Origin of the sequence: Robbsia sp. KACC 23696, assembly GCF_039852015.1 — a bacterium.
In the GTDB taxonomy this organism is placed as follows: domain Bacteria; phylum Pseudomonadota; class Gammaproteobacteria; order Burkholderiales; family Burkholderiaceae; genus Robbsia.
Genome location: NZ_CP156626.1, coordinates 3,161,840 through 3,187,936 on the forward strand (window position 1 = coordinate 3,161,840; position 26,097 = coordinate 3,187,936).

Consider the following 26,097-nt stretch of genomic DNA (forward strand, 5'->3'; position numbering starts at 1 on the left):
CATCCGTCAGGCATCCAACGTCAACGACAACACGTGCAGGACCAGGTCCTCGTACGGGATGCCGATCGCGCGCGCCGCCTTTGGCGGCAACGAGTGATCCGTCATGCCCGGCGCGGTATTGATTTCCAGGAAATACGGCTTGCCCTGTGCATCCACCATGAAATCGACCCGGCCCCACGTGGTACCGCCCAACAATGCAAAGGCCTGCTTCGCCAGCGCCGCGAAGGCGGCTTCCTGCGCCTTATCGAGGCCCGACGGAATCAGATACTGCGTTGCATCCGACAGGTACTTGGCGTCGTAATCGTAAAACTCGTTCTGCGGCACGATCTTGATGATCGGCAGCGGCATATCGCCGGCGATCGCGATCGTGTACTCGCCGCCGATGCTGGACAGCGGATCGCCGCCAGCCTCGATGCTCTGCTCCACCAGCACGATCTTGTCCGCACGGGCCGCCGCCGCGATCGCCGGCGCCAGTTCCTCCGCCGTCTTGACCTTGTACACGGCCACGCTCGACCCTTCGGACGCAGCCTTCACGAACAACGGCAGTCCGAGCTTCGCCACGATTTCCGCCGCGCGTGGCTGATACGCGTGCTCATCGGCCGGCGCACCATAGGCGCCCAACATCCGCAGAACGGTTTCGAACGGCGGCGTCGGAATACCCGCCTGCTGCCACACCAGCTTGCTGCGGAATTTGTCCATGCCGAGCGCCGAACCCAACACTCCCGGTCCCGTATAACGGATGCCGAGGAAGTCCAGCGCACCCTGCAGACGACCATCTTCGCCATAGCCGCCGTGCAGCGCGTTGAACGCACGCACGAAGCCCTGCTCCTTCAGCGTCCACAGCGGCTGTTCCGCCGGGTCGAATGCATGCGCATCGACACCGTGATGGCGCAGACCCGCCAGCACCAGGGAACCGGATTTCAGCGAGACTTCGCGCTCCGCGCTTTCCCCGCCGAGCAGTACGGCCACCTTGCCGAAACGCGCCGGATCGAGCTGCGGATGCACTTTCCACGAGGTCTGCATCGTGCTGGCCAGCGTGTTGCCTTGCTGGTTGGCCAGGCCGGCATCGGAGGTCAGTTCCGGAAATTCAGCGGCGCTCATGCGACCTCCCTTGCCAACGTTGCGGGCACGCCACCGATCGTACCGGCGCCCATCGTGATCACGACGTCGCCCGGCTTGACCACATGACGGATCGCATCCGACAGTTTTGCAATGTCATCGACGAACACCGGCTCGATCTTGCCCGCCACCCGCACGGCACGCACCAAGGCACGTCCGTCCGCTGCGACGATCGGCGCCTCACCGGCGGCGTAGACTTCGGTCATCACCAGCGCATCGACGGTCGACAGCACCTGCACGAAATCCTCGAAGCAGTCGCGGGTCCGCGTATAGCGATGCGGCTGGAACGCGAGTACCAGTCGACGCCCCGGGAACGCGCCGCGCGCGGCCGCGATCGTCGCCGCCATTTCGACCGGATGATGGCCGTAGTCGTCGATCAGCGTGAACGTCTCCTGCGTCTCCGGGACCGGCAGTTCGCCATAGCGTTGGAAGCGCCGCCCCACGCCGGTAAAGCCGGCCAATGCCGCGCAGATGGCCGCGTCCGGAACTTCCAGCTCCGTGGCGATCGCAATCGCCGCCAGCGCGTTGCGCACATTGTGTTCGCCGGGCAGATTCAGCACGACGTCCAACGGCGCCATGTCCTCGCGCAGCACGGTGAAATGCATTTGCTGGCCGACCGGTCGTACGTCGATCGCACGCACTTGCGCCTCGGGGCACATGCCATATCGCACGATCGGCTTGGAGACGAACGGCAGGATCTCGCGCACATTCGAATCGTCGACGCACAGCACGGCGATCCCGTAAAACGGCAACCGCTTCGTGAAATCGACGAAAGCCTGCTTCAAACGGGACACGTCGTGCCCGTAGGTATCCATGTGATCCAGATCGATGTTCGTGATGACTTCGATCACCGGGAACAGATTCAGGAAGGAGGCGTCGGATTCGTCCGCTTCGGCGACGATGAAGTCGCCGGTGCCCAGACGCGCGCTGGCGCCGGCACTGTTCAAACGACCGCCGATGACAAAGGTCGGATCCAGCCCGCCTTCACCGAGTACGCTCGCGACCAGGCTCGTCGTCGTGGTCTTGCCATGCGTGCCGGCAATGGCGATGCCTTGCTTCAGCCGCATCAACTCGGCGAGCATGCTCGCCCGCGGCACGATCGGAATGCGCTTCGCGCGTGCAGCCAGCACCTCGGGATTGCCGGAGTGCACGGCCGTGGACGTGACGACGCAATCGGCCTGCGCAATGTTCGCCGCCTCATGCTCATAAGCGATGTTCGCCCCCAAAGCGGCGAGCCGCTCGGTGGTGGCGCTGCGCTGGAGATCCGAGCCGCTGACCTGATAGCCCTGGTTCAACAGCACCTCGGCAATGCCGCTCATTCCTGAGCCGCCGATGCCGACGAAGTGAATACGTTTGACGATGTGTTTCATGATCTGCTTCCTGCATCGCCGCCCCGCGCCCCGGAGGGGCCGTGGTCGGCGTCGACGCCGTGTTCCTGCTTTACTGTTCCTGCCTGGCCCGGCCGGCCGGCGCGACGTGGCAACGCGGCTTCGGCGCAGGCAATGGCCACCTGTGCGGTGGCGTCGGGGCGTGCCAGCGCACGCGCCTTACACGCCATATCCAATAATGTTTCGCGCGTCAGCCCCGCCAGCCAATCGGCCAGCGCCTCTACCCGCAGATCCTTTTGCTGGATCATCACCGCCGCGCCCTGCTCGGACAAAAACTGCCCGTTCGTCGTCTGGTGATCGTCGACGGCAAACGGGAACGGCACGAACAAGGCCGCGACGCCGATGGCCGCAATCTCGGAAACGGTCATCGCCCCGGAGCGACAAATCACGACGTCGGCCTGGGCATAGGCCTGAGCCATATCGTCGATGAAAGGCAGCAGCGCGATGTCCGAACCGGCGTCCGACGACAAGCCGGCATCGGCGTAATGCTTGCGTAACGCGTCCATATGTTTGGCGCCGGCCTGATGCACGACGTGCGGACGCGTTGCCGCCGGCAGTCGCGCCAGCGCACGCGGCACGGTTTCATTCAAAGCCGCCGCACCGAGGCTCCCGCCAACCACCAGCAAGCGCAACGGCCCGTGGCGCCCTTCGAAACGCGCTGCCGGGGCCGGCACGCCGACAACGTCCGCACGCACCGGATTGCCGGTCCACTCACCGCGCGGCAACGCATTCGGAAACGCCACCAGCGTCCGGCGCGCCAGCTTGGCCAACATCCGGTTCGCCATGCCGGCAATCGAATTCTGCTCGTGCAGCACCAGCGGCAGCCGCTGCATCGCGGCCATCAACCCGGCCGGGAACGAGATATAGCCGCCCATGCCCAGCACCACGTCCGGGCGTACCCGGCGCAATACGCCCGCTGCGTCGAGACAGGCGCGGATCAGCTTGAACGGCGCCACGAGCTTCGTGCGCAGCCCCTTGCCGCGCACGCCGCCGAAACGCACGAATTCGACCGGCACGCCGTGTTTCGGCACCAGGCTGGCCTCCATGCCGTTCGGGCTGCCGAGCCACACGACGCGCCAGCCGGCCGCCGCCATCCGATGCGCGACTGCGAGACCCGGGAAAACGTGTCCGCCCGTGCCACCGGCCATCACCAGCAAGGTGCCGGGCGGCTGCAGCGCCTGGTCGACCTCCTGCGCGGAGCGCGGACGCGGCGTCGCGCCGGGCATCGACGCATCCGTCGCCGCGCGCAGCACCGCCGTCGTCGATGACGACAGCGACGCGTCGGACGTGCTTCCGATTCCGTCAGCAGTGACCGGCACAGCCGTCATGCCTTGCCTCCCCGCATCAACAGGCGATTCTCGTAATCCACCCGCAACAGCACCGCACAGGCAATGCAGTTGATCAGGATACCGGAGCCGCCGTAGCTGACCAGCGGCAGCGTCAACCCCTTCGTCGGCAGCAAGCCCAGGTTCACGCCGATATTGATGAAGGCCTGCGCCCCCATCCAGATGCCCATGCCCTTGGCGACCAATCCCGAAAACGTCCGATCCAGCGCAAGCGCCTGACGGCCGATGTCGAAGGCACGACGCACGAAACCGTAGAACAGCAGGATCACGATCATCACGCCGACGAAGCCAAGCTCCTCACCGATTACCGCGAGGATGAAGTCGGTATGCGCTTCCGGTAGATAGTTCAGTTTCTCGACGCTATTGCCCAAGCCCACGCCGAACCACTCGCCGCGACCGAAGGCGATCAGCGAGTGCGTCAACTGGTAGGCCTTGCCCTGCGCGTATTCGATATTCCACGGATCGAGGTAGGCGAAAATCCGCGCGCGGCGCCACGGCGACAGCCAGATCAAGGCGCTGAACGTGCCCACCGCCGTCATCACGAGACCGGCGAACAGCCGACCGTTGACGCCGCCGAGAAACAAGGCGCCCATCGCGATCGTGGCGATCACGAGGAAGGCGCCCATGTCCGGCTCCAACAGCAGCATCGCGCCGACGAAACCGACGGCCATCGCCATCGGCAGGAAGCCGCGGCCAAAGCTCTGCATGAACTCCTGCTTGCGCACGACGTAGTTGGCCGCGTAGATCGTCACGGCAAACTTCATCAACTCCGACGGCTGCATATTCAGCAGACCGAGCGGGATCCAGCGCCGCGAGCCGTTAACGCCCTTGCCCAGATGCGGGATCAACACGATGATCAACAGCACCAGCGAAAACAGGAAGATCTTCGGCGCGATCCGATACCAGGTCTGCATCGGCACGCGGATGCAGATAAATGCGGCGGCACCGCCCACGCACAGCGAGAAGACGTGGCGCAGCAGGAAGTGCGCCGGACTCCAGGCGGCGTAGCGCGGCGAATCGGGCATCGCGATCGACGCCGAATACACCATGATCAAGCCGAGCGACAGCAAGGCGATGATGATCCACAGCAGGGCCTGATCGTACTCGAGCATCTTCGAACGCTTCGGCCGCGCGCCGTTCACCGCATTCGACAGGCCGGCCAATTCGCGCCCGCCCACCGGCATGCCATGCATCACGTCCGGCGCAATTGCCGACGCGCTCGATCCGGGGCCGCCGGGCATCGCATTCTTGCGGCCCGGCAATAGCGACACGATCTTGGCGATAAAACTCATAACATCACTCCCTGCGCTGCCGCCCGCTCGGCGACGCATTCGTGAAACACCGCGGCGCGATGCGCATAGCCGCGGAACATATCGAAACTGGCGCACGCCGGCGACAGCAGCACCACGTCGCCGGCTTCCGCCTGGGCTGCCGCCGCGTCCACCGCCGACTGCAGCGTCGGATGGTTTTCCAGCGCGACCCCGGACGATTCGATCGCCGCGCGCAGCAGCGGCGCATCACGCCCGATCAACATCACCGCCTTGCACCAGCGTGCGACAACCGGCAGCAAGGGCGAGAAATCCTGCCCCTTGCCCTCCCCGCCGGCGATCAGAATCGCCGGCGCGGCCAGACCGTCCAAGGCCGCTACCGTTGCGCCGACATTCGTCGCCTTGCTGTCATCGACATAATCGACACCGTCCAAGGTCGCGATCACTTCGACCCGATGCGGCTCGCCGCGGTATTCGCGCAGACCATGCAACAGCGGCGCGAGCGGCAAACCGACACCCCGACACAGCGCCAGCGCCGCCAGCGCATTGCTGGCGTTATGCAGTCCCCGCACGCGCAGCGCGTCGACCGGCATCAACAGCCGCGTGATGCCTTCCGGCTCGACAAACGCCTTGCGCCGGCGGCGACGCGGCGTCTTGCCGTCGACGACATCGGCCGGCGCCGCTTCCGCGGCATCGGCTTCCTCATTCGCCTCCGATGCGTCGTTGGCCGCCAAGGCGTCCGTCTCCGCATCGGCATCTTCCACGCTCACCTCGATCGTGCTTCCGAGCGCCGCGGCATTGCCTTCGGCGACGCTATCGTGCGCATCGCCGCTGTCGGCGGCGTCCGCATCGGCGACATCGGCCGATGCCGCAGCGACGATGACGCCGCGCACCGGATCAAGCCCGACCATCGGCGGCACATCGTCGATGCCGTCGGCGCGGACGATATGCGCGAGCCAGGTCAGACCGCCTTCCTCGACGAGACCGAAGTCGCCCGCCAACGTCGGCGCGCCGAGACCGAACGTCGCCGCACGACGCGGCTCCAACCCGGCCTCGCGTGCGGCGTCGAGCGCGACGCTGCGCCATTGCGCCAGCCAGGCCTCACCGCGCGCATCGCCGCGATTGATGACCGGCCGCGTCTGCGGCCCGAAAATGCGGAATTTCGCGGCCGCATAGGCGTCCATGCTGCCGTGCCAGTCCAGGTGATCCTGGGTCACGTTCAGCACCGTTGCCGCGTCGGCCTCGAAGGTGTACGCCGTCTCCAGCTGAAAGCTCGACAGTTCCAGCACCCAGACCAAAGGTAGCGCCTGCTGATCGATGGCATCGAGCAGTCGCGTCAACATGGCCGGGCTGATATTGCCCGCCACCGCGACCGGGCAGCCGGTACGCGCGACCAGCTGCCCCGTCATCGCCGTGGTCGTGGTCTTGCCATTCGTCCCGGTAATCGCGATCACATGCGACGGCTGTCCGGCCGCACGCAGCGCACGCAACGCCCGCGCGAAAAATTCCAATTCGCCCCAGACAGGGATTCCTCGTGCCGCGGCTTCCGCCAACAAGGCGGCCACCGACGGGTCGAGCGGTGACAGCCCCGGGCTGATCGCCACGAGGTCGATCCCGTCATCGAGCAGACTGGGCGCGAAACGATGGGCCGTGACGCCGCTCGCATCCACTTCGACATGTGCCGCGGCGAATGTATGCGCGCCTTTCGCGCCTGCCGGCAAGGCCAGGGCCGCCTCGCGGTTCGGCGGCGCTTCGCGCGAATCGGTCAGGCGCAGCGTGCAGCCTTGCGTGGCGCACCAGCGCGCCATCGCAAAGCCCGATTCGCCGAGGCCGAGCACCAGCACGTGCGGCGCACGCGAAACGTCCGTCTCGATCGATGCATCGACGGGCGCGTCGTCCGACGTCGTCATCGCCACCATCGCCGCCGCGCGTGCACGCGCACGCCGCGTCTCTTCCGAGTACGCGGCGTCACCGAACAGGATGGACAGATCGAGCGTCATATCAGCGCAATTTCAACGTGGACAAACCAACCAACACCAGCATCAGCGTGATGATCCAGAAGCGGACCACCACCTGCGTTTCCTTCCAGCCGCTCAATTCGAAGTGGTGATGCAGCGGCGCCATCTTGAACAGGCGCCGCCCTTCGCCGCGAAAACGTTTCGTGTATTTGAACCAACCCACCTGCAGGATCACCGACACCGTCTCGGCGACGAACACGCCGCCCATGATGAACAGCACGATTTCCTGACGAACGATCACGGCGACCGTACCGAGACCGCCGCCCAGCGCCAGGGCACCCACATCGCCCATGAAGACCTGCGCCGGATGCGTGTTGTACCAGAGAAAAGCCAGTCCGGCGCCCGACATCGCCGAGCAGAAAATCAACAACTCTCCCGCTCCCGGAATATGGGGGAACAGCAGATACTTCGAATACACCGCGCTACCCATCACATAGGCAAACACGCCCAAGGCACTGCCGACCAACACGACCGGCATGATGACGAGCCCATCGAGCCCATCGGTCAGGTTCACCGCATTGCTCGACCCGACGATCACCAGATAGGTCAGCGTCATGAATCCAGCCAAACCCAGCGGATAACTCATCGACTTCAGGAACGGCAGAATCAGGTTCGCGCGATCCGGCAGATCGGTCGGCAAGCCGTTATGAAACCAGTTGCCCAACACATGAAACACATGGGCGTTGCTCGACTGCGAGACACTCACCGCCAGATACACGGCAGCGATCAAGCCAATCAGCGATTGCCAGAAGTATTTCTCACGCGACGACATCCCACGCGGATCCTTGTGCACGACCTTCCGGTAATCGTCGACCCAGCCGATCAAGCCGAATCCGAGCGTCACCAGCATCACGATCCATACGAAACGATTCGTCAGATCGGCCCACAGCAACGTCGACACCGCGATGCCGATCAGAATCAATACGCCGCCCATCGTCGGCGTACCGCTCTTCACCAGGTGCGTCTGCGGCCCGTCCTTGCGCACTGCCTGCCCCATCTTCAGGGCAGTCAGTTTGCGGATGACGGCCGGTCCACATACCAGGCCGATGACGAGTGCGGTGATGGTGGCCATCACCGCACGAAACGTCAGGTAATTGATGACACGCAAATAGCTTGCATCACTCTGCAGCCATTGCGCCAACAGCAGCAACATTGACGATCCTTCCTTTAGATCCAGTCCGCCGAAGTGTCTTCACCTCGCGTCCCAGGTTAGCCCTGCAACTGCGCTGCCACGTCGACCATCGCTTACGTGAAGCGCTGCGTCGACATGGCACCCTTCTCAATGCGGCGCGGCGGCCGTCTCGCCCACCAGTGCCGCCACCACGTTTTCCATCGCCATGAAGCGCGACCCCTTTACCAGCACCGTCACTTTCGACGCCGGCGCCGGATACGTCGCGGCGAGCAGCGCGGCGACGAGCGTCTCGGTGCTCTCGAAATGTTCCGCAAGACGCATCGCGTCGCGACTTGCGTGATCCGCTTTCGCGCGCGCCGCCTCGAAGGCATCGCGCACACCGCGCGACGCTTGCCCCAAGGCATACAGTCGATCCACGCCCTGCGCGAACGCATAAGCGCCAATCTCGCGATGCGCCGCCGTTTCCTGATCGCCCACTTCGCCCATATCGCCGACGACCAGTACGCGCGGCGATGCCGCCTGTACCAGAACGTCGATCGCGGCGCGCATTGAATCCGGATTCGCGTTGTAGCTATCGTCGATCACGTCCGCGCCCGCGAGTGCATGCACCGTGGCGCGCTTCACCTGCAAACGACCCTTAACCGGCGCAAACGCCTGCAGGCCGGTGCGGATCGCATCGATCCCGACGCCCGCGGCCACCGCCGCAGCGGTCGCCGCCAGCGCATTACGCAGGTTATGGCGGCCTTGCGTTTGCAACACGACGGAAAACGCGCCGATCGGCGTCTCGACCTCGAGACTGCCCTCGGCACCGCGCGCCGCATCGGATGCTGCCGATGCCCCCGCCTGTCCTAGACGCCAACGGCCCGTCACCGCGGCCCGCGTCTCGCTCCGCCCCGATTGCCCATCGGCCAGATCGTCGAGCAAGGCGAAGTCGATGATGCGACGCGTATGCGCCGCGACCCGCCAGATCGCCGCATAAGCATCGTCGGCCGGATAGACGGCCGTGCCGTCGGCCGGCAGTGCATGGATCACGCTTGCATGCTCCAGTGCAACCGCTTCCACCGTATGCATGAACTCCTGATGCTCGCGCTGGGCGTTATTCACCAGGCCGATCGTCGGCTCGCAGATCCCCGCGAGATAGCGGGTCTCGTCCGGATGATTCATGCCCAGTTCGATGACCGCCAGACGATCCGTCGCGCGCAGACGCAGCAATGTCAGCGGCAGACCGATGTCGTTGTTGAAGTTCCCGCGCGTGGCCAGGCAATGATCGGCCCCTACCGCGGCGGCAAAGATCGACGCGATCATTTCCTTCACCGTCGTCTTGCCGTTGCTGCCGGTCACCGCGACGATCGGCAATCCGGCGCGACCCACGTCGGATCCGGACGTCGTCGCATAGGCCGCAACCTGGCCGCCGGCACCGGCAGCAAACGTGCGCCGCCAGCCGCGCGCCAACTCACCGAGCGCGCGCCGGGTATCCGGCACCAACACGTACGGCGCCGCGAAAGCATCCGGCGCGCGCGATACGATCGCCGCGCCGACTCGCTGCGCCGCCACGGCGTCGAGAAAATCATGCGCGTCGAAGCGGTCGCCGCGCAGCGCGACGAACAAGTCGCCTGGGCCGGCTTGTCGGCTATCCGTCACCACCCGCTCGATCGTAATCGACGCCGCAGCATCCTCGGAAGCCAGCCCGACGAGCCGTGCCCCCTCGATCCATTGCGCCGCCTGGGCCAATGTGAACATCGTCATGACCGGTCCCCCTGTGACCCATGGCCACCGTGCCCCGGTTCACCCGGATGCGAATCCGCGCGTGCGTCGGAGCGCATCTGCGTGGCGCGCGTGGCCAACGCCAATTGCGCATGATCCTGATCGAGGAATGGCCGTTTCTTTCCCATGACTTCCTGCGTTGCTTCATGTCCCTTGCCGGCCAGCAGCACGACATCGCGCTGCGCGGCTGCTCGCACCGACTGCAGGATCGCGCTTGCGCGATCGTCGATACGACGCACGCGTTGTTGCAGCGCGTCCGGCGACATGCCTGCCGTGATCTGATCGATGATCGACGCCGGCAATTCGGTCCGCGGATTGTCGCTTGTCAACACGACGTGATCGGCGAGACGTTCCGCGATCGCGCCCATGATCGGCCGCTTGGCATTGTCCCGATCGCCGCCACAGCCGAACATCACCGTCAAGGCGCCGCCACGCGCCTCGGCAACCGGCCGCAGCGCCTCCAGCGTCTTTTCCAATGCATCCGGCGTATGGGCGTAGTCGATCACGATCAGCGGCTCATCGCGATGCGGGTTACCGCCAAGGCGCTGCATCCGCCCCAGAACCGGCTGCAGCGTCGCAAGAGACTGCACCGCCGCATCGAATGACACGGCATCGATCCCGGCAGCCGCATCGCAGGTCGCCAGCAAGACCACGCCCAGCACCGCCAGCAGGTTCGACACGTTGAACGATCCGATTGTCGCAACCTCGATCGCCGCCGTGAAGACTGTCTGCGGCAAGACGTCGGACGAGACGATGCTCGGATCCAACGTCACGTTGCCGGCTGACACGGACGCGGCCGTATCGAGCGTCGTCGGCGCCGATGGCGTGCCTTGCAGATAGCGGATCGTCAATGCGGTGCCGCCAGTGGCCGTCGCGCGCAGGCCGCTGGCCGTGAGCTGGCCGGCAATGCCCGACACCGCGTGCATTGCGTCAGTACCACCGGTGCCTTCGACCGCCTCCACCGAATAGGCGATGGCGAAAGGCGGCGGCAAGCCGGTCGACGTCTTCGCCGTCGTCGCCAGATGCGCGAGCAGACGACGGCCGGCCGCATCGTCGGCGTTGATCACGGCCGCGCGCAGGCCCGGCCAATCGAAAAGGCGCGCCTTCGCCGCCTCATACGCCTCGAACGTATGGTGATAGTCGAGATGGTCTTGCGTCAGGTTCGTGAAGACGGCGATATCGAACGCCGTGCCGTTGACGCGTCCTTGATGCAGCGCATGCGACGAGACTTCCACGGCAACGGCCACCGCATGATCGTCCCGCATCTGTGCCAACTGATACTGGAACTGTGCGGCGTTCGGCGTCGTGAAGCCCGTCCATTGCAACTTGTCCGGCATGCCGGACCCAAGGGTACCGATCACCGCCGTGCGAATACTCATATCCGCCAGCGCCGAGGCGATCCATTGCGTCGTCGACGTCTTGCCATTGGTGCCGGTCACGCCGATGACGCGCAGCGCCACGCTGGGTGTGCCATACCAACCGCTGGCGACATAGCCGGCGAGCGTATCGAGCGACGGCACCGGCAGCCCGAGAACACCGCCGCCCACGTCTTGTACCGCGCCGACATCACTACCCAAAGCCGCGTCGCTCGACGCCTCTTCCGGCTGGAACAGGACCGCCTTGGCACCGCGCGCAATCGCATCCGCGATATGCGGACGGTTGTCGGCGCCTTCGACCGCGTAAGCGAAGAAGCCGTCGCCCGGCTGGACCGCGCGGCTGTCGGTGTGCACGTTTGCGCTGGCAACCAATACTGTACGCAGCCAGGTCAAGGCGTGCTGCGCCGTTTCGGGCATCGGCAAGGCGCCCGCACGCGGCACGCTGGCATTATTGACGGCAGCGGCGGCGAACAAGGCGGCGGAACGGTCGGCGCGCGCGATCATCGGACCACCTTCTTGGCAAAGGACTCGTGCGCCGATGCGGCATAGCCGTGCGCCGCATGGGCAGTACGGCGCTCGTGCAAGGCAGCGCGAACGACGTGCGCCGACTGGACCGATGAGGGCGACGGGGACGACGATTGCGCCAGCGCCGTCGACTTCGCACTCGCAGGCACATCGGCGGATGCCACGGTTGTCTTGAAAGGCGCGTCGGGCGCGACATTCAATGCCCGCAGAATTTCACCGGCGATCGTCGAGAAAACCGGGCCGGAAACCTGACCGCCGAAGTGCTTGCCGCCACGGGGATCGTCGACCGAGACGGCGACGATGATGCGCGGATTCGACATCGGTGCGATACCGACGAAGGAAGCGCGATAGCGCGACTTGTCATAGCCGTGCGCGAAATGCTTATACGCCGTGCCGGTCTTGCCCCCTACGGTGTAGCCAGGCACACGTGCCTGCGGTGCGGTGCCTCCGGGACCGATCACCGATTGCAGCATCGTGCGCACTTCAGCCATCGTCTTCGGCTCGAAAACCTGCGGCCCCGATTGCGGCGGTCCATCGAGCTTGTACAAGGACAGCGGCAGTTCGCGGCCGTTGTTCGTAAACACCGTGTAGGCATGCGCCAATTGGAACAGCGACACCGACAGACCATAGCCGTACGACATCGTCGCCTGCTCGATCCGGCGCCAGCTCTTCCACGGCCGCAGACGACCGGCCACGGCACCGGGAAAGCCGATGTTCGGCGCCACGCCGAAGCCCAGGCTCGTATACATATTCCACTGCTCTTCCGGACGCAGCTGCATCGCGATCTTGCTGGTGCCGACGTTACTCGACTTCTGCAGCACGCCGCCCACCGTCAAGGTGCCGAAGTCGGCGTCGTCGGTGATCCGCGCGCCGTCCAGCGTATAGGAACCCGGCGCCGTGTTGACGATCGTGTTCGGCGTCACGCGATGCAGATCCAGCGCCAGCGATAACGTAAACGGCTTCATGATCGAGCCGGGCTCGAACGAGTCGGTGAAGACGCGATTACGCAACTGCTCGCCGGTCAAGTGGGAGCGATCGTTCGGGTTATAGGTCGGATAGTTGGCCAGCGCCAGCACTTCGCCGGTACGGGCGTCGATGACAACGGCGGCGCCCGCGGCGGCCTTGTTATCGACGACGGCGTTCTTCAGCTCATTGAACGTGATGTACTGGATCTTGCTATCGATCGACAGGCGCGTGTCCTTGCCGTCGCGCGGCACGGCGAGTTCGTCCACGTCCTGCACGATATGGCCGAGGCGATCCTTGATGACGCGTCGGCTACCCGGTACGCCCACCAGTTGCTTCTGCATGGCCAGCTCGACGCCGTCCTGACCTTGATCGTTGATGTCGGTGAACCCGACCAACTGTGCGGTGATCTCGCCTTCCGGGTAATAGCGCTTGTATTCGACGTTCTGATGCACGCCCGGGATATCGAGCGCCATCACCTTGTCGGCGACATCGATCGGCACTTGCCGCTTGATGTAGGCAAACATCGAATTACGGGACAGCTTGACCCGCAACTCCTTCGGGTCCACGTCGAGCAGACGGGCCAGCGCGTCGCGCTTGCTTTGCGGCAAGTCTTCCGGCACGTCGTCGGGCACGGCCCAGATCGCGCGAACCGGCAGCGTGGTGGCGAGCATCAGGCCATTCCGATCCATGATCTTGCCGCGACTCGCCGGCAGCTCGAGCGTACGCTCGAAGCGCACTGCCCCCTGCCGTTGATAGAAAGCGTTACCGGGCCCCTGAATCCAGAATGCCCGAGCCGCCAGCGTCACGAAAGCCAGGAAGATCAGAAAGACGACCAGCTTCGAGCGCCACATCGGCAAGCTGACCGACAGCATCGGGCTCGACGAGAATTGGACGCCACGATCGCTGTGGCGGGCGCGCAGATTATCTGGCGGCTTCTTCATGGCCGCCCCCCACCCATGGCACCGGACTTGCCGGACATGATGGCCTCTGCCGCCGCAGCTGCCGCGCGATTCTCACGCGCAAGCCGTTCGTCGCGTGCCGCGCGCGCAGCTTGCGCCGCATGGCTTGCACGCGCTTCGTCGGCAGCGTGCGCCGCATGCGACGACGCCGCGGCGCGAGCAGAGGCGGACGGCGCCGACGATTTGGTCGGGGCTGGCGCAGGGGATTTCGGGACGGCGACCGGTGCCGCGGGCTTCGGCGCGATGGCCTGCGCCGGCGCTTGCGAGCGTGCCACCGGCGGTGCCGGCTTATCCGACTTCGCCGGCGTCGTCACGGCGGACACGGATGCCGGCATCGGCGCGATCTTCACCGCGCTGCCGTCGTCGTTCAGATATTCGGTCCGTCCTGCCGTTACCGCACTCATCGTCAACTGGTTGCTGCTGATGTCTTCGACACGCGAGGTCTTCGACAGCGCGCTTTGCTCGTACTGCAACCGCGTCCAATCCTGTTGCAGGCTTTGCTGCTGACCTTGTGCGCGCTCCAGATCGACGAAAACGCGCCGCTGCTGGTACGTCGAGTTGACGACCGACAGGGCGCAGGCGATTAAGGCGAGCAACAGGAATGCATCGAGGCGGCTCATGCACGCCCCCCACGCGCCGGACGATAGCCGGCACGCGTTGGTGCGTTCGCACCATCAGCCTGACCCGCGTCGTACGGCGCGACTTTCTCGGCCACGCGCATCACGGCCGAACGCGCGCGCGGGTTCGCGCCGACCTCGGCCGCGCCCGGCAACAGACGCGCTACGCGACGCAACGGCGGCGTCGGCAACGCATCTGCGCGGATAGGCAGACGACGGTCCAGCGTAGGCGCGGACGAATGCTTTTGCATGAACTGTTTGACGATGCGGTCTTCAAGCGAATGAAAGCTGATCACCACCAACCTGCCGCCGACTTCCAAAGCGGCAAGGGCCGCGTCCAACGTTATCTGCAGCTCCGCAAGCTCTTGATTGACGTGAATCCGTAGAGCCTGAAAGGTGCGGGTGGCCGGGTCCTTGCCCTTCTCGCGAGTTTTGACGGTGCTCGCCACGAGTGCGGCAAGCTCGCCTGTTCGGGAGAGAGGACCGAGCGCATCGGACGCTGCCCGGCGAGCAGCAATCGCCTTTGCAATCGAAAAAGCAAACCGTTCTTCCCCATAATCTCGTATCACCCTCGTCATATCGTCGACCGACGCGTGCGCCAGCCATTGCGCGGCGGATTCACCGCGCGTGGTGTCCATTCGCATATCCAATGGACCATCGGCGCGAAAGCTAAATCCTCGCGAGGCGTCGTCCAATTGCGGCGACGACACCCCCAGATCCAGCAACACGCCCGATACCGCGGCAATGCCGCGCGTCGCCAGCGCATCCGCCAGCGTGGCAAAACTATGGTGGACGATGTCGAATCCCGCGCCATCGGCCAGTGCCGCCTGCTCGGCCTTTACCGCATCCGCAGCGGCGATCGCCGTGGGATCCTTGTCGAAGGCCAGCAGTTGCGCACCCGGCGCCAGCAGGCGCAACACCGCCCGGCTATGGCCGCCTCGCCCGAACGTACCGTCGACATAGATGCCATCCCGACGCCACACAAGGGCATCGACCGCATCGTCGAGCAGCACCGTTCGGTGCAGGAATTCGTTGTCAGCCGCGTTTGGCATCACGTCACGCCTTGCGGCTTAGAAACTGAAATTCTTCAGAGCATCGGGCATGCCTTGCGACATGGCAGCCTGCTCCTTCGCAGCATAGGTCTGCGCATCCCAGACTTCGAAATGACTGCCCATACCGAGCAACATCACCTCCTTCTCCAGGTTCGCCGCCATCCGCAGCTCCGGCGACACGAGCACCCGCCCGGTCCCGTCCATCTCGACGTCCGATGCATTCCCAAGGAAAATCCGACGCCACCAGTGCGCGTCCATCGGCAATGCGGCGATCTTTGTGCGAAACACTTCCCATTCGGGACGTGGAAACAACAGCAGGCAACCGTCGGGATGCTTCGTGATGGTCACACGACCCTCAGCCTGTCCCTGCAGCGCGTCACGATGCCGGGTCGGAATCGACATCCGCCCCTTCGCATCGAGAGTTAGCGCTGACGCACCCTGGAACACGCCCCTGCCTCCTGGACGATCCGTCTATCCGGTCCGCCCACGCTGTTTCCGTCGCTCACACACCGTCGCGAGCACCCCCGCTTCCGGACAAATTTCACACAAAAATGCACTTTCCCACACCTTTTCCCACTTTAGAGTAAGCCTCCTGCCGGGTCAAGGTCGCTGCAACGATTTCGATCAATTTTTATCCGCCAGAACAATGACTTACAGGCATCTTCTCATGTACGCCGGACAAAATTATCAATGAAATGAAGGCGATAGGAATTCTTGTGAAAGTGAAGCGTGAGAACTGGAAAGGAAAGGGATGCGCCGCCGAGGAAAACAGTGACGTAATTAGCGGAAGAAGGCGGCATGAAGCGGGCGTATTTCACGCACAAGCCGTAGAAATTACGCGCCGCGCCAGCAAATCGGAAAATACGTCCCGACGTGCGAATCAATCGCGAAAAAGGATGGCATCTCGAAAAAATCAGGGGTCGGCCGACGCTTGGCGAGCCCGATCCGACACCCGGCGTGATCGCCCCGTCTCCGCGCAGCGATACAGAAACGTATCGAATTAGCGCGGCGAGAGGCCCGGACCGGCTGAACGCACGCTGCTCGCAGGCACCCGCGCGAGCGACTACAAATAGTAGGCGGTCTTCGTCATGACCTTCGACGCCGCACGCATCACTTGCGTGATCGGGAATGGCAAATCGACACCGCCCGCATCGGTCGCACTTTGCGCGTGCGCCATTTCATCGGTACGCATCTGCGTCACGACAGCGCGCGATGCCGCGTCGCCGGCCGGCAGGTCGTCGAGATGGCCCGCCAGATGATGTTCCACCTGACGTTCGGTCTCCGCCATGAAACCGAGGCTGACGCGGTCACCGAGGCGCCCCGCGGCGAAGCCGATGGCCAGCGCGCCCGTGTACCAAAGCGGATTCAGCAGACTCGGACGAGAGTCCAGCGCCTTCAGGCGGCTGGCAGTCCAGGCAAGATGGTCTTCTTCCTCACGTGCGGCGTGCGAGAACGCCACGCGCAGCTTCTCCGTGCGGGTCGCCAATTTCTGCGCCTGGTATAAGGCCTGCGCACAGACCTCGCCAACGTGATTCACTCGCATCAAACCGGCCGCGTGACGCTTCTCTTCCGGCGTCAATGTCGCGTCGCTATCCGGATGGGCCGCTGCCGGGTCGGGGCGTGCCGAACGCGTTACCCCTGTCAGCGACCGTAGGCCACGATCGAACTCGACGATCCAGTTGTCGAACATAATGCACCCCGCGAGAAAGACAATAGCGCATGGTAACAAAGGTTCGACATGGGGGGATTGCTGGCGGGAGACCACTACGCGCGCGACGATCCGGCGGCGGTGCGCGCGCGCAACGCCTGTTTCGACGAGCGCGCACTCAGCGGTGTCAGCGCCGGCGAGCCCTCGCCAGGGCGCTCGCACGCTTCGCATGACCCGCCGCGTCCCTACTTGGGGAGATCGCGTAATTCGCGGCGCAGAATCTTGCCGACCGGCGTCTTCGGCAAAGACTCTCGAAATACCACCATACGCGGCATTTTGTAGGGGGTCAGCCGCTCGCGGCAGTGAGCCAGCACGGTGGCCTCGTCGAGCGTTTCATCGCGGCGCACGATAAACAGTTTGACCGACTCGCCGGAACGCGCGTCCGGCACTCCCACCGCCGCTACCTCGGCCACCCCTCGCAGCGACGCCACGACATCCTCAATCTCGTTAGGGTACACATTGAAGCCGGACACCAGGATCATGTCCTTCTTGCGATCGACCAGTTTCAAGTTCCCGTCGGCATCGAATCGCGCAATGTCGCCCGTGCGGAAATAGCCGTCCGGCGTCATCGCATCCCGCGTCTCATCGGGCTTTTGCCAATAACCGGCCATGACCTGCGGCCCCTTCACGCACAACTCACCGGAGTCGCCATACGGCACGTCGTGATCGTCGGCATCGCGAATAGCGATATCGGTGGACGGCATCGGCATGCCGATCGAACCGGTGAAGACATTCGCGATCGCCGAGGTGCTGCTGACGATCGGCGAGGTCTCGGACAGCCCGTACCCTTCCACCAGCAGTCGTCCGGTCAACGCTTCCCAGCGTTTTGCGACGGTCTCCTGCACGGCCATGCCGCCGCCTACCGCCACCACCAGTTGTGAGAAATCGGCCTTACCGATGTCGGGGTGATTCAGCAGCGCGTTATACAGCGTGTTGACGGCCGGAAAGATATTGACGGGATAGCGCGCGAGAACCTTGATGACAGCCGGCAGATCGCGCGGATTCGGCATCAGCAGGACTTTGCCGCCGATGCGCAAGGGGAACAGTCCGCAGACCGTCAGCGCGAAAATGTGATACAGCGGCAGCGCCGCCGCGATAATCATCTGCGAGCCCTCCCCGCCGTTCGGCAATTGCGCCAGCGCCGGCCGGAACCACGCCTCGGCTTGCAGCGTATTCGCGAGCAAATTGCGATGCAACAGTATCGCGCCCTTGGCGACGCCGGTCGTACCACCGGTATATTGCAAAATGGCGATGTCGTCGGGCGATAGCGACACGGGCGCAAAGCTGCGCTTGCGGCCGATCGCCAGCGCAGCATGCCAGCCGTCGTGCTGCGGCAGATCCCAAGCCGGGACCACCCGTTTGACGTGGCGCAGCACGATATCGACGGCGACGCCCTTCGCGCCCAACATGGCGCCGACTGACGTCACCAGCACGTGACGGATCGTCGTTTCCGGCAACGCTTTCTGCAGCGTTGCCGCAAAGTTTTCCAGGATGACAATGGCCTCGGCGCCGCTGTCGCGGAGCTGCTGCCCAAGTTCCCGAGGCGTGTAGAGCGGATTGACGTTGACGACGATGCAGCCGGCGCGCATTGCCCCGAACAACGCGACCGGATACTGCAGCACGTTCGGCAGCATGATGGCCACGCGCGTGCCCTTTTTCAGGCCGAGCGCTTGAAGCCAGCCCGCGAAGGCGGTCGCATCGTCGGCAAGACGCTGATAACTGATGGCCTGCCCCATGCAGACGAATGCCTCTCGCGCGGCGTACTTCCGACAGCTCTCCTCGATCAAACTGACCAGCGTCTCACCGGGCGGGATCGTAATCTCCGCCGGTACGCCGAGCGGGTAGCGTGCTACCCAAGGCCGCGCCGGCCGGCCGTTGCCGGTATTCAGATTCGAAGGGTCCACCCGATCCAGCACGGGGTTGCCCTCAGACTCGTACTGTGTTGTCTCCATCCTTATCTCCACCCGACGTCGTATCACGTGATTGTCGTGCCACGGCGGTGTCGATCTTGGCGTCGACTCTGCCGCGGCCCTGGAGCGCGACACCACGAGGTCATACGCGCACCCTGCGCGTCAACACGTTGTCACGATCCGGTCCAGTCATTCCGGGGCTCGGTCTTTTTTAGCATGACCGTTCTTTTTCGACATCGTAGCGGTCGGATCGACGGGGAGCAAGTGATTAGACCGTAGACTCAGTCTGAGTCAGCAGCCCGACACGTGGTGTCATATGCTCCCAAGAGAGGCATCGTCCGTCCTGGTATCACGCATCCTCGCTCTTTTTTCCGAAGTAAGGACGTAATTGCCGCATTCGCGACGGGCGAGCCGAAAGGACCGCGCGGATCGATTCAGACGCTGGCCATTTCCATCGCAGTCTCCGGTGATACCTCGACGAGGCAGTCATAGAAGGAGGCCGAATTACCCAGGTCTGTCAGCGCTTGGCTGGTCAACTCATTGACGTTGCGGCCATCGGACGCCAGCTTGCGCCACCAGATGCCCATACCGACCACGACGCCTCGGCGCGCCCGATCAGTGACATCGGCGCGCGCGGTCAGCGTGCCCCGGTCGTTGAAAATTCGGACCTGTCTTCCATCGACGATGCCGCGCGCCACCGCATCTTCCGGATGGATCTCGATCCGCGGCACCTTCTCGGTTTTCCGCAGACTGTCGATATTGACGAAAGTCGTATTGAGAAAGTGTCGCGCAGGCGGCGAAATCATCGTCAGCGGGAATCGTTGCGCCAAAGCGGGATCGTGCTCGACCGACTCACGCGGCGGCAGATAATCGGGAAGCGGATCCTGGCCCAAGGCAGCGAGCGTCGACGAGAGGAATTCGCACTTTCCAGATGGCGTGCGGAAGCCGCCTTCGGCGAAGGGCGCATCCGGCAAGGCCAAGCGCGCCCAGCCGTCGCGCTGCAGTTGCGCGGCATCGACGCCACCCATCAGCGGATCGTCCCAGCGAAACGCCTGTTCCAGCAGTGCCTGGTCGCTATCGAACAGCGCTGGCTCGGTCAGCCCCATCGCACGCGCGATACCGCGAAAGATCTCGGTATTGGGCTTGGCACCGGCCAACGGCGCGATCGACGGCTGATTCACCATCACATACGTATGTCCGTACGACTTATGGACATCGAGGTGTTCGAGCTGCGTGGTGGCGGGTAACAACAGATCCGCATAATCGGCGGTGTCGGTCTGAAAATGTTCCAGCACGATCGTAAACAGGTCTTCGCGAGCAAAACCAGCGACGACCTTATTCGAATCCGGCGCGACGGCGACCGGATTCGAGTTGTACACGATGACGGCCTCGACTTTGGGCCCGAAGTCGCGGCCCTCGTAGCGGTCGGCCACGACGCCGCCTGGATGCGTCAATGCATCCCCAATCGCGCTCATATTGATGCTACGGGGTATTTTGCCGCCGGGCAGCAAATCCGGCCGCTGAAGCCGGGCGTCGTCGACGGGCGCATAGCCGGACGTCGACAACAGCATGCCGCCCGCGCGATGCCGCCATGCACCGGTCAGCGCCGGCAGACACGCGATGGCGCGCACCGCATTGCCGCCACCGTAGACGCGCTGCATGCCGTAATTCAATCGGATCATCGACCGCTTCGACGCGCCGTACGCGTGGGCGAGCGCCACCAATTGCGCCACCGGAATGTCGCAGGTGGCGGCAGTCCGCTCAGGCGTCCACTGCGACGCGCGCTCCCTCAAGGCGTCGAATCCGACTGTGTAACACGCGACATAGTCCGCATCGATATAGTCGTGCTCGACCAGCAGATGAATCAATCCGAGTGCGAGCGCGCCGTCGGTTCCGGGTCGCAACGCAATATGTTCATGGCATTTCTCGGCGGTCAGGGACCGGTAGGGATCGATGGCAATCAGCGTCGCGCCACGCCGCTTGGCCTCCTGCGCGCGCGTCCAGAAATGGAGGCTGGAGGTTACCGGATTGCTGCCCCAGATCAGAATGAGGTCGCTTTCCTCGGTGAACTCGACCCGCGCCCCGACGCTTCCGCCATAGGTGTGCTTCAGCCCCGCTGCACCTGCCGATGCACAAATTGTCCGTTCGAGGCGGGATGCACCCAGTACATTCAACAGCCGCGCGGCAATCGACTCTCCTTGCAACAGGCCCATCGTGCCGGCATAGCTGTAGGGCAAGATCGCCTCGGGACTCCGCTGGGCGATCTCGCCCAAGCGGCTGGCTGCCAATGCGTAAGCCGCCTCCCAGGAAATCGGCTCGAACTGTCCGCTCCCCTTCGGGCCCACTCGGCGCATCGGCTGCGTCAAGCGATCGCGGTGATAGGTGCGCTCGGTATATCGCGACACCTTGGTGCACAACACCCCTTGCGTCGGCGGATGATCGGGGTCGCCCTTGACCGATATCGCCTTGCCATCCTGGACCGTAATCCGCATCGCACAGGTATCGGGACAATCGTGCGGACAGACAGCCCGCACCGACTGCGTCGTCGCTTCCGATCCGCTCGGCGTGGCGACCGGCTGGGTCGGGGCAGGAATGTCGATAATTTCGGACGAGGGCATAGTGAAAGATCTTGCAAACGCCAGTGGCGGATTCGATGGATGCGGCCGCGTGCTTTTGCGCCGTCGCGCGGCGGCGCAGACCGACGTAGGGGCTAGCATGCCGCTACCCTGTGGCCCGAATCGATCACAGGGTTATTCGGCGTATTGTAGTGTTTTTAAAAGATGCCTTGCGTGCCAGGGCTGATCGCCGGCGCAGCTGATCACGTAAAGCAACACCTGGCGACGTCGACACCGCTTCGAGAGGGCGCATTCGATCGGATCTATCGCCCAGGTCAGAGATCGGCTCGGGCAGCACGCTCGAAACCCTGCCTCAGCGGCCCGTAATGTGACCAGACGCGCTGGATATAGCGTCGGCGCGCCTTTGCCCGACGGGGCGCACTGCCCGCGTTGTATGCGCCGACCGCGGTCCAGCCGTAACCATGTCGTGCGATCAATGCGGCCAGAATCTCGGCGCCCACCATGACAGACAGGCAGGGCTTGCCGAGCAGACTCTCTCGATCGATTCCGCGACGCGCCAATCCGGGCAGATGAATGCTGTTGATCTGCATTAATCCGATATCCCATGTGCCATCGGTGTTCCGATGAAGAGCGTCCGGGCGGAGGTTCGACTCGACCGTCGCAATCGCTTCCAATAGCGGGGGATCGATGCGATACCGTGCGCCCGCGCGCTCAAAACAGAATGCCGCGCTGGTCGAGGACGCAGACCACAAAGTCAACGCCGTGGCACACCGACAAGCGAAACGCGCTGCACCGGTGTTTCTGCACCGCGCGCCCTTGCCTTGCGGAATACGCCTGTTTCGCATCGCCATCTTGCCCTCCCCGGACATTGCCCGATTGCCATCATCGAGCAAGGAAGCCGGTCCGACTATGGGAATGATCCCGTCGCATGGCGGTATGACTAAACGGCCGATGTTTTGGCTAAACGCGGTGCGCAAGCGCTGCGCGCCGCGCTGACGTCGAGTCGCGCGAGGCGGGTAAGGTGGTGGCGTGTGGCGTAGTACAAAGCCAAACGCCCCGTGCACGGGTTAAGGTGTCACGGGGCGTCTGGTTACAGCGTAGGGAGCCTGACGATTACCTACTTTCACACGGGCAATCCGCACTATCATTGGCGTGGAGTCGTTTCACGGTCCTGTTCGGGATGGGAAGGGGTGGGACCGACTCGCTATGGTCATCAGGCAAAGGGGTTGTGCTGCTGAGGTTTAAAGCTCAACAACACCAATCTGGAAGAAGTTCATCTCGGTACGACTCTTGGGTTGAGCGTGTATCGGGCACATTCACCGATAATCTCACCTAGCGCGTCTGGCTGCGTCACACTTCACATGTGCCGTCTCACGTCCAAACGTACTGGTTATAGGATCAAGCCTCACGGGCAATTAGTACTGGTTAGCTAAGGACATTACTGTCCGTACACACCCAGCCTATCAACGTCCTGGTCTCGAACGACCCTACAGGGGAATCAAGTTCCCAGGGATATCTCATCTTAAGGCGAGTTTCCCGCTTAGATGCTTTCAGCGGTTATCTCTTCCGAACATAGCTACCCGGCGATGCCACTGGCGTGACAACCGGTACACCAGAGGTTCGTCCACTCCGGTCCTCTCGTACTAGGAGCAGCCCCCTTCAAATATCCAACGCCCACGGCAGATAGGGACCAAACTGTCTCACGACGTTTTAAACCCAGCTCACGTACCTCTTTAAATGGCGAACAGCCATACCCTTGGGACCGGCTACAGCCCCAGGATGAGATGAGCCGACATCGAGGTGCCAAACACCGCCGTCGATATGAACTCTTGGGCGGTATCAGCCTGTTATCCCCAGAGTACCTTTTATCCGTTGAGCGATGGCCCTTCCATACAGAACCACCGGATCACTATGACCTGCTTTCGCACCTGCTCGACTTGTGGGTCTCGCAGTTAAGCACGCTTATGCCATTGCACTATGAGCACGATTTCCGACCGTACTTAGCGTACCTTCGTACTCCTCCGTTACACTTTGGGAGGAGACCGCCCCAGTCAAACTGCCTACCATGCACTGTTCCCAATCCCGATTCAGGGACCAAGGTTAGAACCGCAAACAAACCAGGGTGGTATTTCAAGGTTGGCTCCAACAGAACTGGCGTCCCGTCTTCATAGCCTCCCACCTATCCTACACAGATTTGTTCACAATCCAATGCAAAGCTACAGTAAAGGTTCATGGGGTCTTTCCGTCTAGCCGCGGGGAGATTGCATCATCACAAACACTTCAACTTCGCTGAGTCTCGGGAGGAGACAGTGTGGCCATCGTTACGCCATTCGTGCAGGTCGGAACTTACCCGACAAGGAATTTCGCTACCTTAGGACCGTTATAGTTACGGCCGCCGTTTACCGGGACTTCAATCAAGAGCTTGCACCCCATCATTTAATCTTCCGGCACCGGGCAGGCGTCACACCCTATACGTCCACTTTCGTGTTTGCAGAGTGCTGTGTTTTTATTAAACAGTCGCAGCCACCAGTTTATTGCAACCCCTTCACCCTCCTGGCGCAGGCCAGTCAAGCTACAAGGGCGTACCTTATCCCGAAGTTACGGTACCAATTTGCCGAGTTCCTTCTCCCGAGTTCTCTCAAGCGCCTTAGAATACTCATCTCGCCCACCTGTGTCGGTTTGCGGTACGGTCTTGTTAAACTGAAGCTTAGAGGCTTTTCTTGGGACCACTTCCAATTGCTTCGCGCCTAAGCGCTCGCCTCGTACCCTTGAATTCCGCGCCCGGATTTGCCTAAGCGCCTTCTCCAATACAAGGACCGGGACTTCCAACACCCGGACAACCTTCCGCGATCCGTCCCCCCATCGCATTTAACAATGGTGCAGGAATATTAACCTGCTTCCCATCAGCTACGCATTTCTGCCTCGCCTTAGGGGCCGACTCACCCTACGCCGATGAACGTTGCGTAGGAAACCTTGGGCTTACGGCGAGGGGGCTTTTCACCCCCTTTATCGCTACTCATGTCAGCATTCGCACTTCTGATACCTCCAGCATCCTTCTCAAGACACCTTCACAGGCTTACAGAACGCTCTCCTACCATGCACAATAAATTGTGCATCCGCAGCTTCGGTATATAGCTTAGCCCCGTTACATCTTCCGCGCAGGACGACTCGATCAGTGAGCTATTACGCTTTCTTTAAAGGATGGCTGCTTCTAAGCCAACCTCCTGACTGTTTTAGCCTTCCCACTTCGTTTCCCACTTAGCTATATTTGGGGACCTTAGCTGGCGGTCTGGGTTGTTTCCCTCTTGACACCGGACGTTAGCACCCGATGTCTGTCTCCCGTGATTGCACTCTTCGGTATTCGGAGTTTGCTATGACGAAGTAATCCGCAATGGACCCAACAATCATTACAGTGCTCTACCCCCGAAGGTGATACACGAGGCACTACCTAAATAGTTTTCGGAGAGAACCAGCTATTTCCAGACTTGTTTAGCCTTTCACCCCTATCCACAGCTCATCCCCTAATTTTTCAACATTAGTGGGTTCGGACCTCCAGTACGTGTTACCGCACCTTCATCCTGGCCATGGATAGATCGTCTGGTTTCGGGTCTACGCCCAGCAACTAAAGCGCCCTATTCGGACTCGCTTTCGCTACGCCTTCCCTAGTCGGTTAAGCTTGCTACTGAACGTAAGTCGCTGACCCATTATACAAAAGGTACGCAGTCACCCCACAAGGAGGCTCCTACTGTTTGTATGCATGCGGTTTCAGGATCTATTTCACTCCCCTCCCGGGGTTCTTTTCGCCTTTCCCTCACGGTACTGGTTCACTATCGGTCGATTACGAGTATTTAGCCTTGGAGGATGGTCCCCCCATATTCAGACAGGATTTCACGTGTCCCGCCCTACTTGTCGTACCCCTAGTTCCACACATCAGTTTTCGCATACAGGGCTATCACCTGCTACGGCCGCACTTTCCAGAGCGTTCTGCTAACTGTCATGCTAAAAGGTACAAGGCTCTTCCCATTTCGCTCGCCACTACTTTGGGAATCTCGGTTGATTTCTTTTCCTGCAGCTACTTAGATGTTTCAGTTCACTGCGTTCGCCCCACATGACCTATGTATTCAGTCATGGGTACTCCATTAGGAGTGGGTTTCCCCATTCGGACATCTCCGGATCAAAGCTTGTTTGCCAGCTCCCCGAAGCTTTTCGCAGGCTACCGCGTCCTTCATCGCCTGTAATCGCCAAGGCATCCACCACATGCACTTATTCGCTTGACCCTATAACGAGTACGTCTGCATCGCTGCACACGTCGCGCTATAGGTGAGTATCGGTATTTGTGCCGTATTCCAAATTCTTGTGTGCCTCTCTCAAGA

13 protein-coding genes, 2 rRNA genes and 3 pseudogenes are annotated in these 26,097 nt (G+C 62.6%); all 18 read right to left on the reverse strand.

The window, feature by feature from the left end:
• Positions 1 to 6 precede the first annotated feature (6 nt).
• Positions 7 to 1,023 carry a D-alanine--D-alanine ligase gene (locus tag ABEG21_RS13250; RefSeq protein WP_347556794.1) on the reverse strand — a complete coding sequence of 339 codons (1,017 nt, stop codon included), beginning with the start codon at positions 1,021 to 1,023 and terminating at the stop codon, positions 7 to 9.
• Between the two features lie 74 nt (positions 1,024 to 1,097).
• A complete protein-coding gene (gene murC / locus ABEG21_RS13255) occupies positions 1,098 to 2,489 on the reverse strand; it encodes a UDP-N-acetylmuramate--L-alanine ligase (RefSeq protein ID WP_347555015.1) in 1,392 nt (463 codons plus the stop codon).
• A gap of 122 nt (positions 2,490 to 2,611) precedes the next feature.
• Positions 2,612 to 3,655 (reverse strand): annotated as a pseudogene (gene murG / locus ABEG21_RS13260) (undecaprenyldiphospho-muramoylpentapeptide beta-N-acetylglucosaminyltransferase); the annotation flags it as partial.
• A 176-nt stretch (positions 3,656 to 3,831) separates the two neighbouring features.
• Positions 3,832 to 5,145: a putative lipid II flippase FtsW gene (gene ftsW, locus ABEG21_RS13265; RefSeq protein WP_347555016.1), complete on the reverse strand. Its 1,314-nt coding sequence runs from the start codon at positions 5,143 to 5,145 to the stop codon at positions 3,832 to 3,834.
• Complete coding sequence (locus ABEG21_RS13270) at positions 5,142 to 7,031, reverse strand: Mur ligase family protein (RefSeq protein ID WP_347556795.1); 1,890 nt, start codon at positions 7,029 to 7,031, stop codon at positions 5,142 to 5,144. The genes ftsW and ABEG21_RS13270 overlap by 4 nt, the downstream gene beginning before the upstream one ends.
• A gap of 91 nt (positions 7,032 to 7,122) precedes the next feature.
• Entirely contained in the window at positions 7,123 to 8,292 is a 1,170-nt protein-coding gene (gene mraY / locus ABEG21_RS13275) for a phospho-N-acetylmuramoyl-pentapeptide-transferase (protein ID WP_347555018.1), read from the reverse strand.
• A gap of 126 nt (positions 8,293 to 8,418) precedes the next feature.
• Positions 8,419 to 10,017: a UDP-N-acetylmuramoyl-tripeptide--D-alanyl-D-alanine ligase gene (murF, locus tag ABEG21_RS13280; RefSeq protein ID WP_347555019.1), complete on the reverse strand. Its 1,599-nt coding sequence runs from the start codon at positions 10,015 to 10,017 to the stop codon at positions 8,419 to 8,421.
• 71 nt (positions 10,018 to 10,088) lie between these two features.
• A pseudogene (locus tag ABEG21_RS13285) lies at positions 10,089 to 11,828 on the reverse strand (UDP-N-acetylmuramoyl-L-alanyl-D-glutamate--2,6-diaminopimelate ligase); the annotation flags it as partial.
• Between the two features lie 83 nt (positions 11,829 to 11,911).
• Positions 11,912 to 13,843, reverse strand: coding sequence for a penicillin-binding protein 2 (locus ABEG21_RS13290; protein WP_347555021.1), 1,932 nt, complete (start codon positions 13,841 to 13,843; stop codon positions 11,912 to 11,914).
• The gene (ftsL, locus tag ABEG21_RS13295) at positions 13,840 to 14,481 is read right to left on the reverse strand and encodes a cell division protein FtsL (RefSeq protein ID WP_347555022.1); all 642 of its coding nucleotides are present in this window, start codon (positions 14,479 to 14,481) and stop codon (positions 13,840 to 13,842) included. Before ftsL ends, ABEG21_RS13290 begins: the two co-directional genes overlap by 4 nt.
• Before the next feature lie 74 nt (positions 14,482 to 14,555).
• Positions 14,556 to 15,530, reverse strand: a pseudogene (gene rsmH, locus ABEG21_RS13300) (16S rRNA (cytosine(1402)-N(4))-methyltransferase RsmH); the annotation flags it as partial.
• Positions 15,531 to 15,548: 18 nt separating this feature from the next.
• Entirely contained in the window at positions 15,549 to 15,977 is a 429-nt protein-coding gene (gene mraZ, locus ABEG21_RS13305; RefSeq protein ID WP_347555023.1) for a division/cell wall cluster transcriptional repressor MraZ, read from the reverse strand.
• Positions 15,978 to 16,593: 616 nt separating this feature from the next.
• Positions 16,594 to 17,223 (reverse strand): 2-polyprenyl-3-methyl-6-methoxy-1,4-benzoquinone monooxygenase, encoded by a 630-nt coding sequence (gene coq7, locus ABEG21_RS13310; protein WP_347556796.1) that lies wholly within the window; start codon positions 17,221 to 17,223, stop codon positions 16,594 to 16,596.
• 200 nt (positions 17,224 to 17,423) lie between these two features.
• Positions 17,424 to 19,190 (reverse strand): AMP-binding protein, encoded by a 1,767-nt coding sequence (locus ABEG21_RS13315; RefSeq protein ID WP_347555024.1) that lies wholly within the window; start codon positions 19,188 to 19,190, stop codon positions 17,424 to 17,426.
• A gap of 392 nt (positions 19,191 to 19,582) precedes the next feature.
• Positions 19,583 to 21,766: a molybdopterin oxidoreductase family protein gene (locus ABEG21_RS13320; protein WP_347555025.1), complete on the reverse strand. Its 2,184-nt coding sequence runs from the start codon at positions 21,764 to 21,766 to the stop codon at positions 19,583 to 19,585.
• 272 nt (positions 21,767 to 22,038) lie between these two features.
• The gene (locus ABEG21_RS13325; protein ID WP_347555026.1) at positions 22,039 to 22,476 is read right to left on the reverse strand and encodes a lytic transglycosylase domain-containing protein; all 438 of its coding nucleotides are present in this window, start codon (positions 22,474 to 22,476) and stop codon (positions 22,039 to 22,041) included.
• Between the two features lie 352 nt (positions 22,477 to 22,828).
• Positions 22,829 to 22,942, reverse strand: a 5S ribosomal RNA gene (gene rrf, locus ABEG21_RS13330).
• Between the two features lie 176 nt (positions 22,943 to 23,118).
• Positions 23,119 to 26,001, reverse strand: a 23S ribosomal RNA gene (locus ABEG21_RS13335).
• Positions 26,002 to 26,097 lie beyond the last annotated feature (96 nt).

Bases quoted from the DNA above. Each gene is read 5' to 3' on its own strand.
- ABEG21_RS13250 (WP_347556794.1), bottom strand. From the start codon at position 1,023: ATGCAGACCTCGTGGAAAGTGCATCCGCAGCTCGATCCGGCGCGTTTC.
- murC (WP_347555015.1), bottom strand. From the start codon at position 2,489: ATGAAACACATCGTCAAACGTATTCACTTCGTCGGCATCGGCGGCTCA.
- ftsW (WP_347555016.1), bottom strand. From the start codon at position 5,145: ATGAGTTTTATCGCCAAGATCGTGTCGCTATTGCCGGGCCGCAAGAAT.
- ABEG21_RS13270 (WP_347556795.1), bottom strand. From the start codon at position 7,031: ATGACGACGTCGGACGACGCGCCCGTCGATGCATCGATCGAGACGGAC.
- mraY (WP_347555018.1), bottom strand. From the start codon at position 8,292: ATGTTGCTGCTGTTGGCGCAATGGCTGCAGAGTGATGCAAGCTATTTG.
- murF (WP_347555019.1), bottom strand. From the start codon at position 10,017: ATGACGATGTTCACATTGGCCCAGGCGGCGCAATGGATCGAGGGGGCA.
- ABEG21_RS13290 (WP_347555021.1), bottom strand. From the start codon at position 13,843: ATGAAGAAGCCGCCAGATAATCTGCGCGCCCGCCACAGCGATCGTGGC.
- ftsL (WP_347555022.1), bottom strand. From the start codon at position 14,481: ATGAGCCGCCTCGATGCATTCCTGTTGCTCGCCTTAATCGCCTGCGCC.
- ABEG21_RS13315 (WP_347555024.1), bottom strand. From the start codon at position 19,190: ATGGAGACAACACAGTACGAGTCTGAGGGCAACCCCGTGCTGGATCGG.
- ABEG21_RS13320 (WP_347555025.1), bottom strand. From the start codon at position 21,766: ATGCCCTCGTCCGAAATTATCGACATTCCTGCCCCGACCCAGCCGGTC.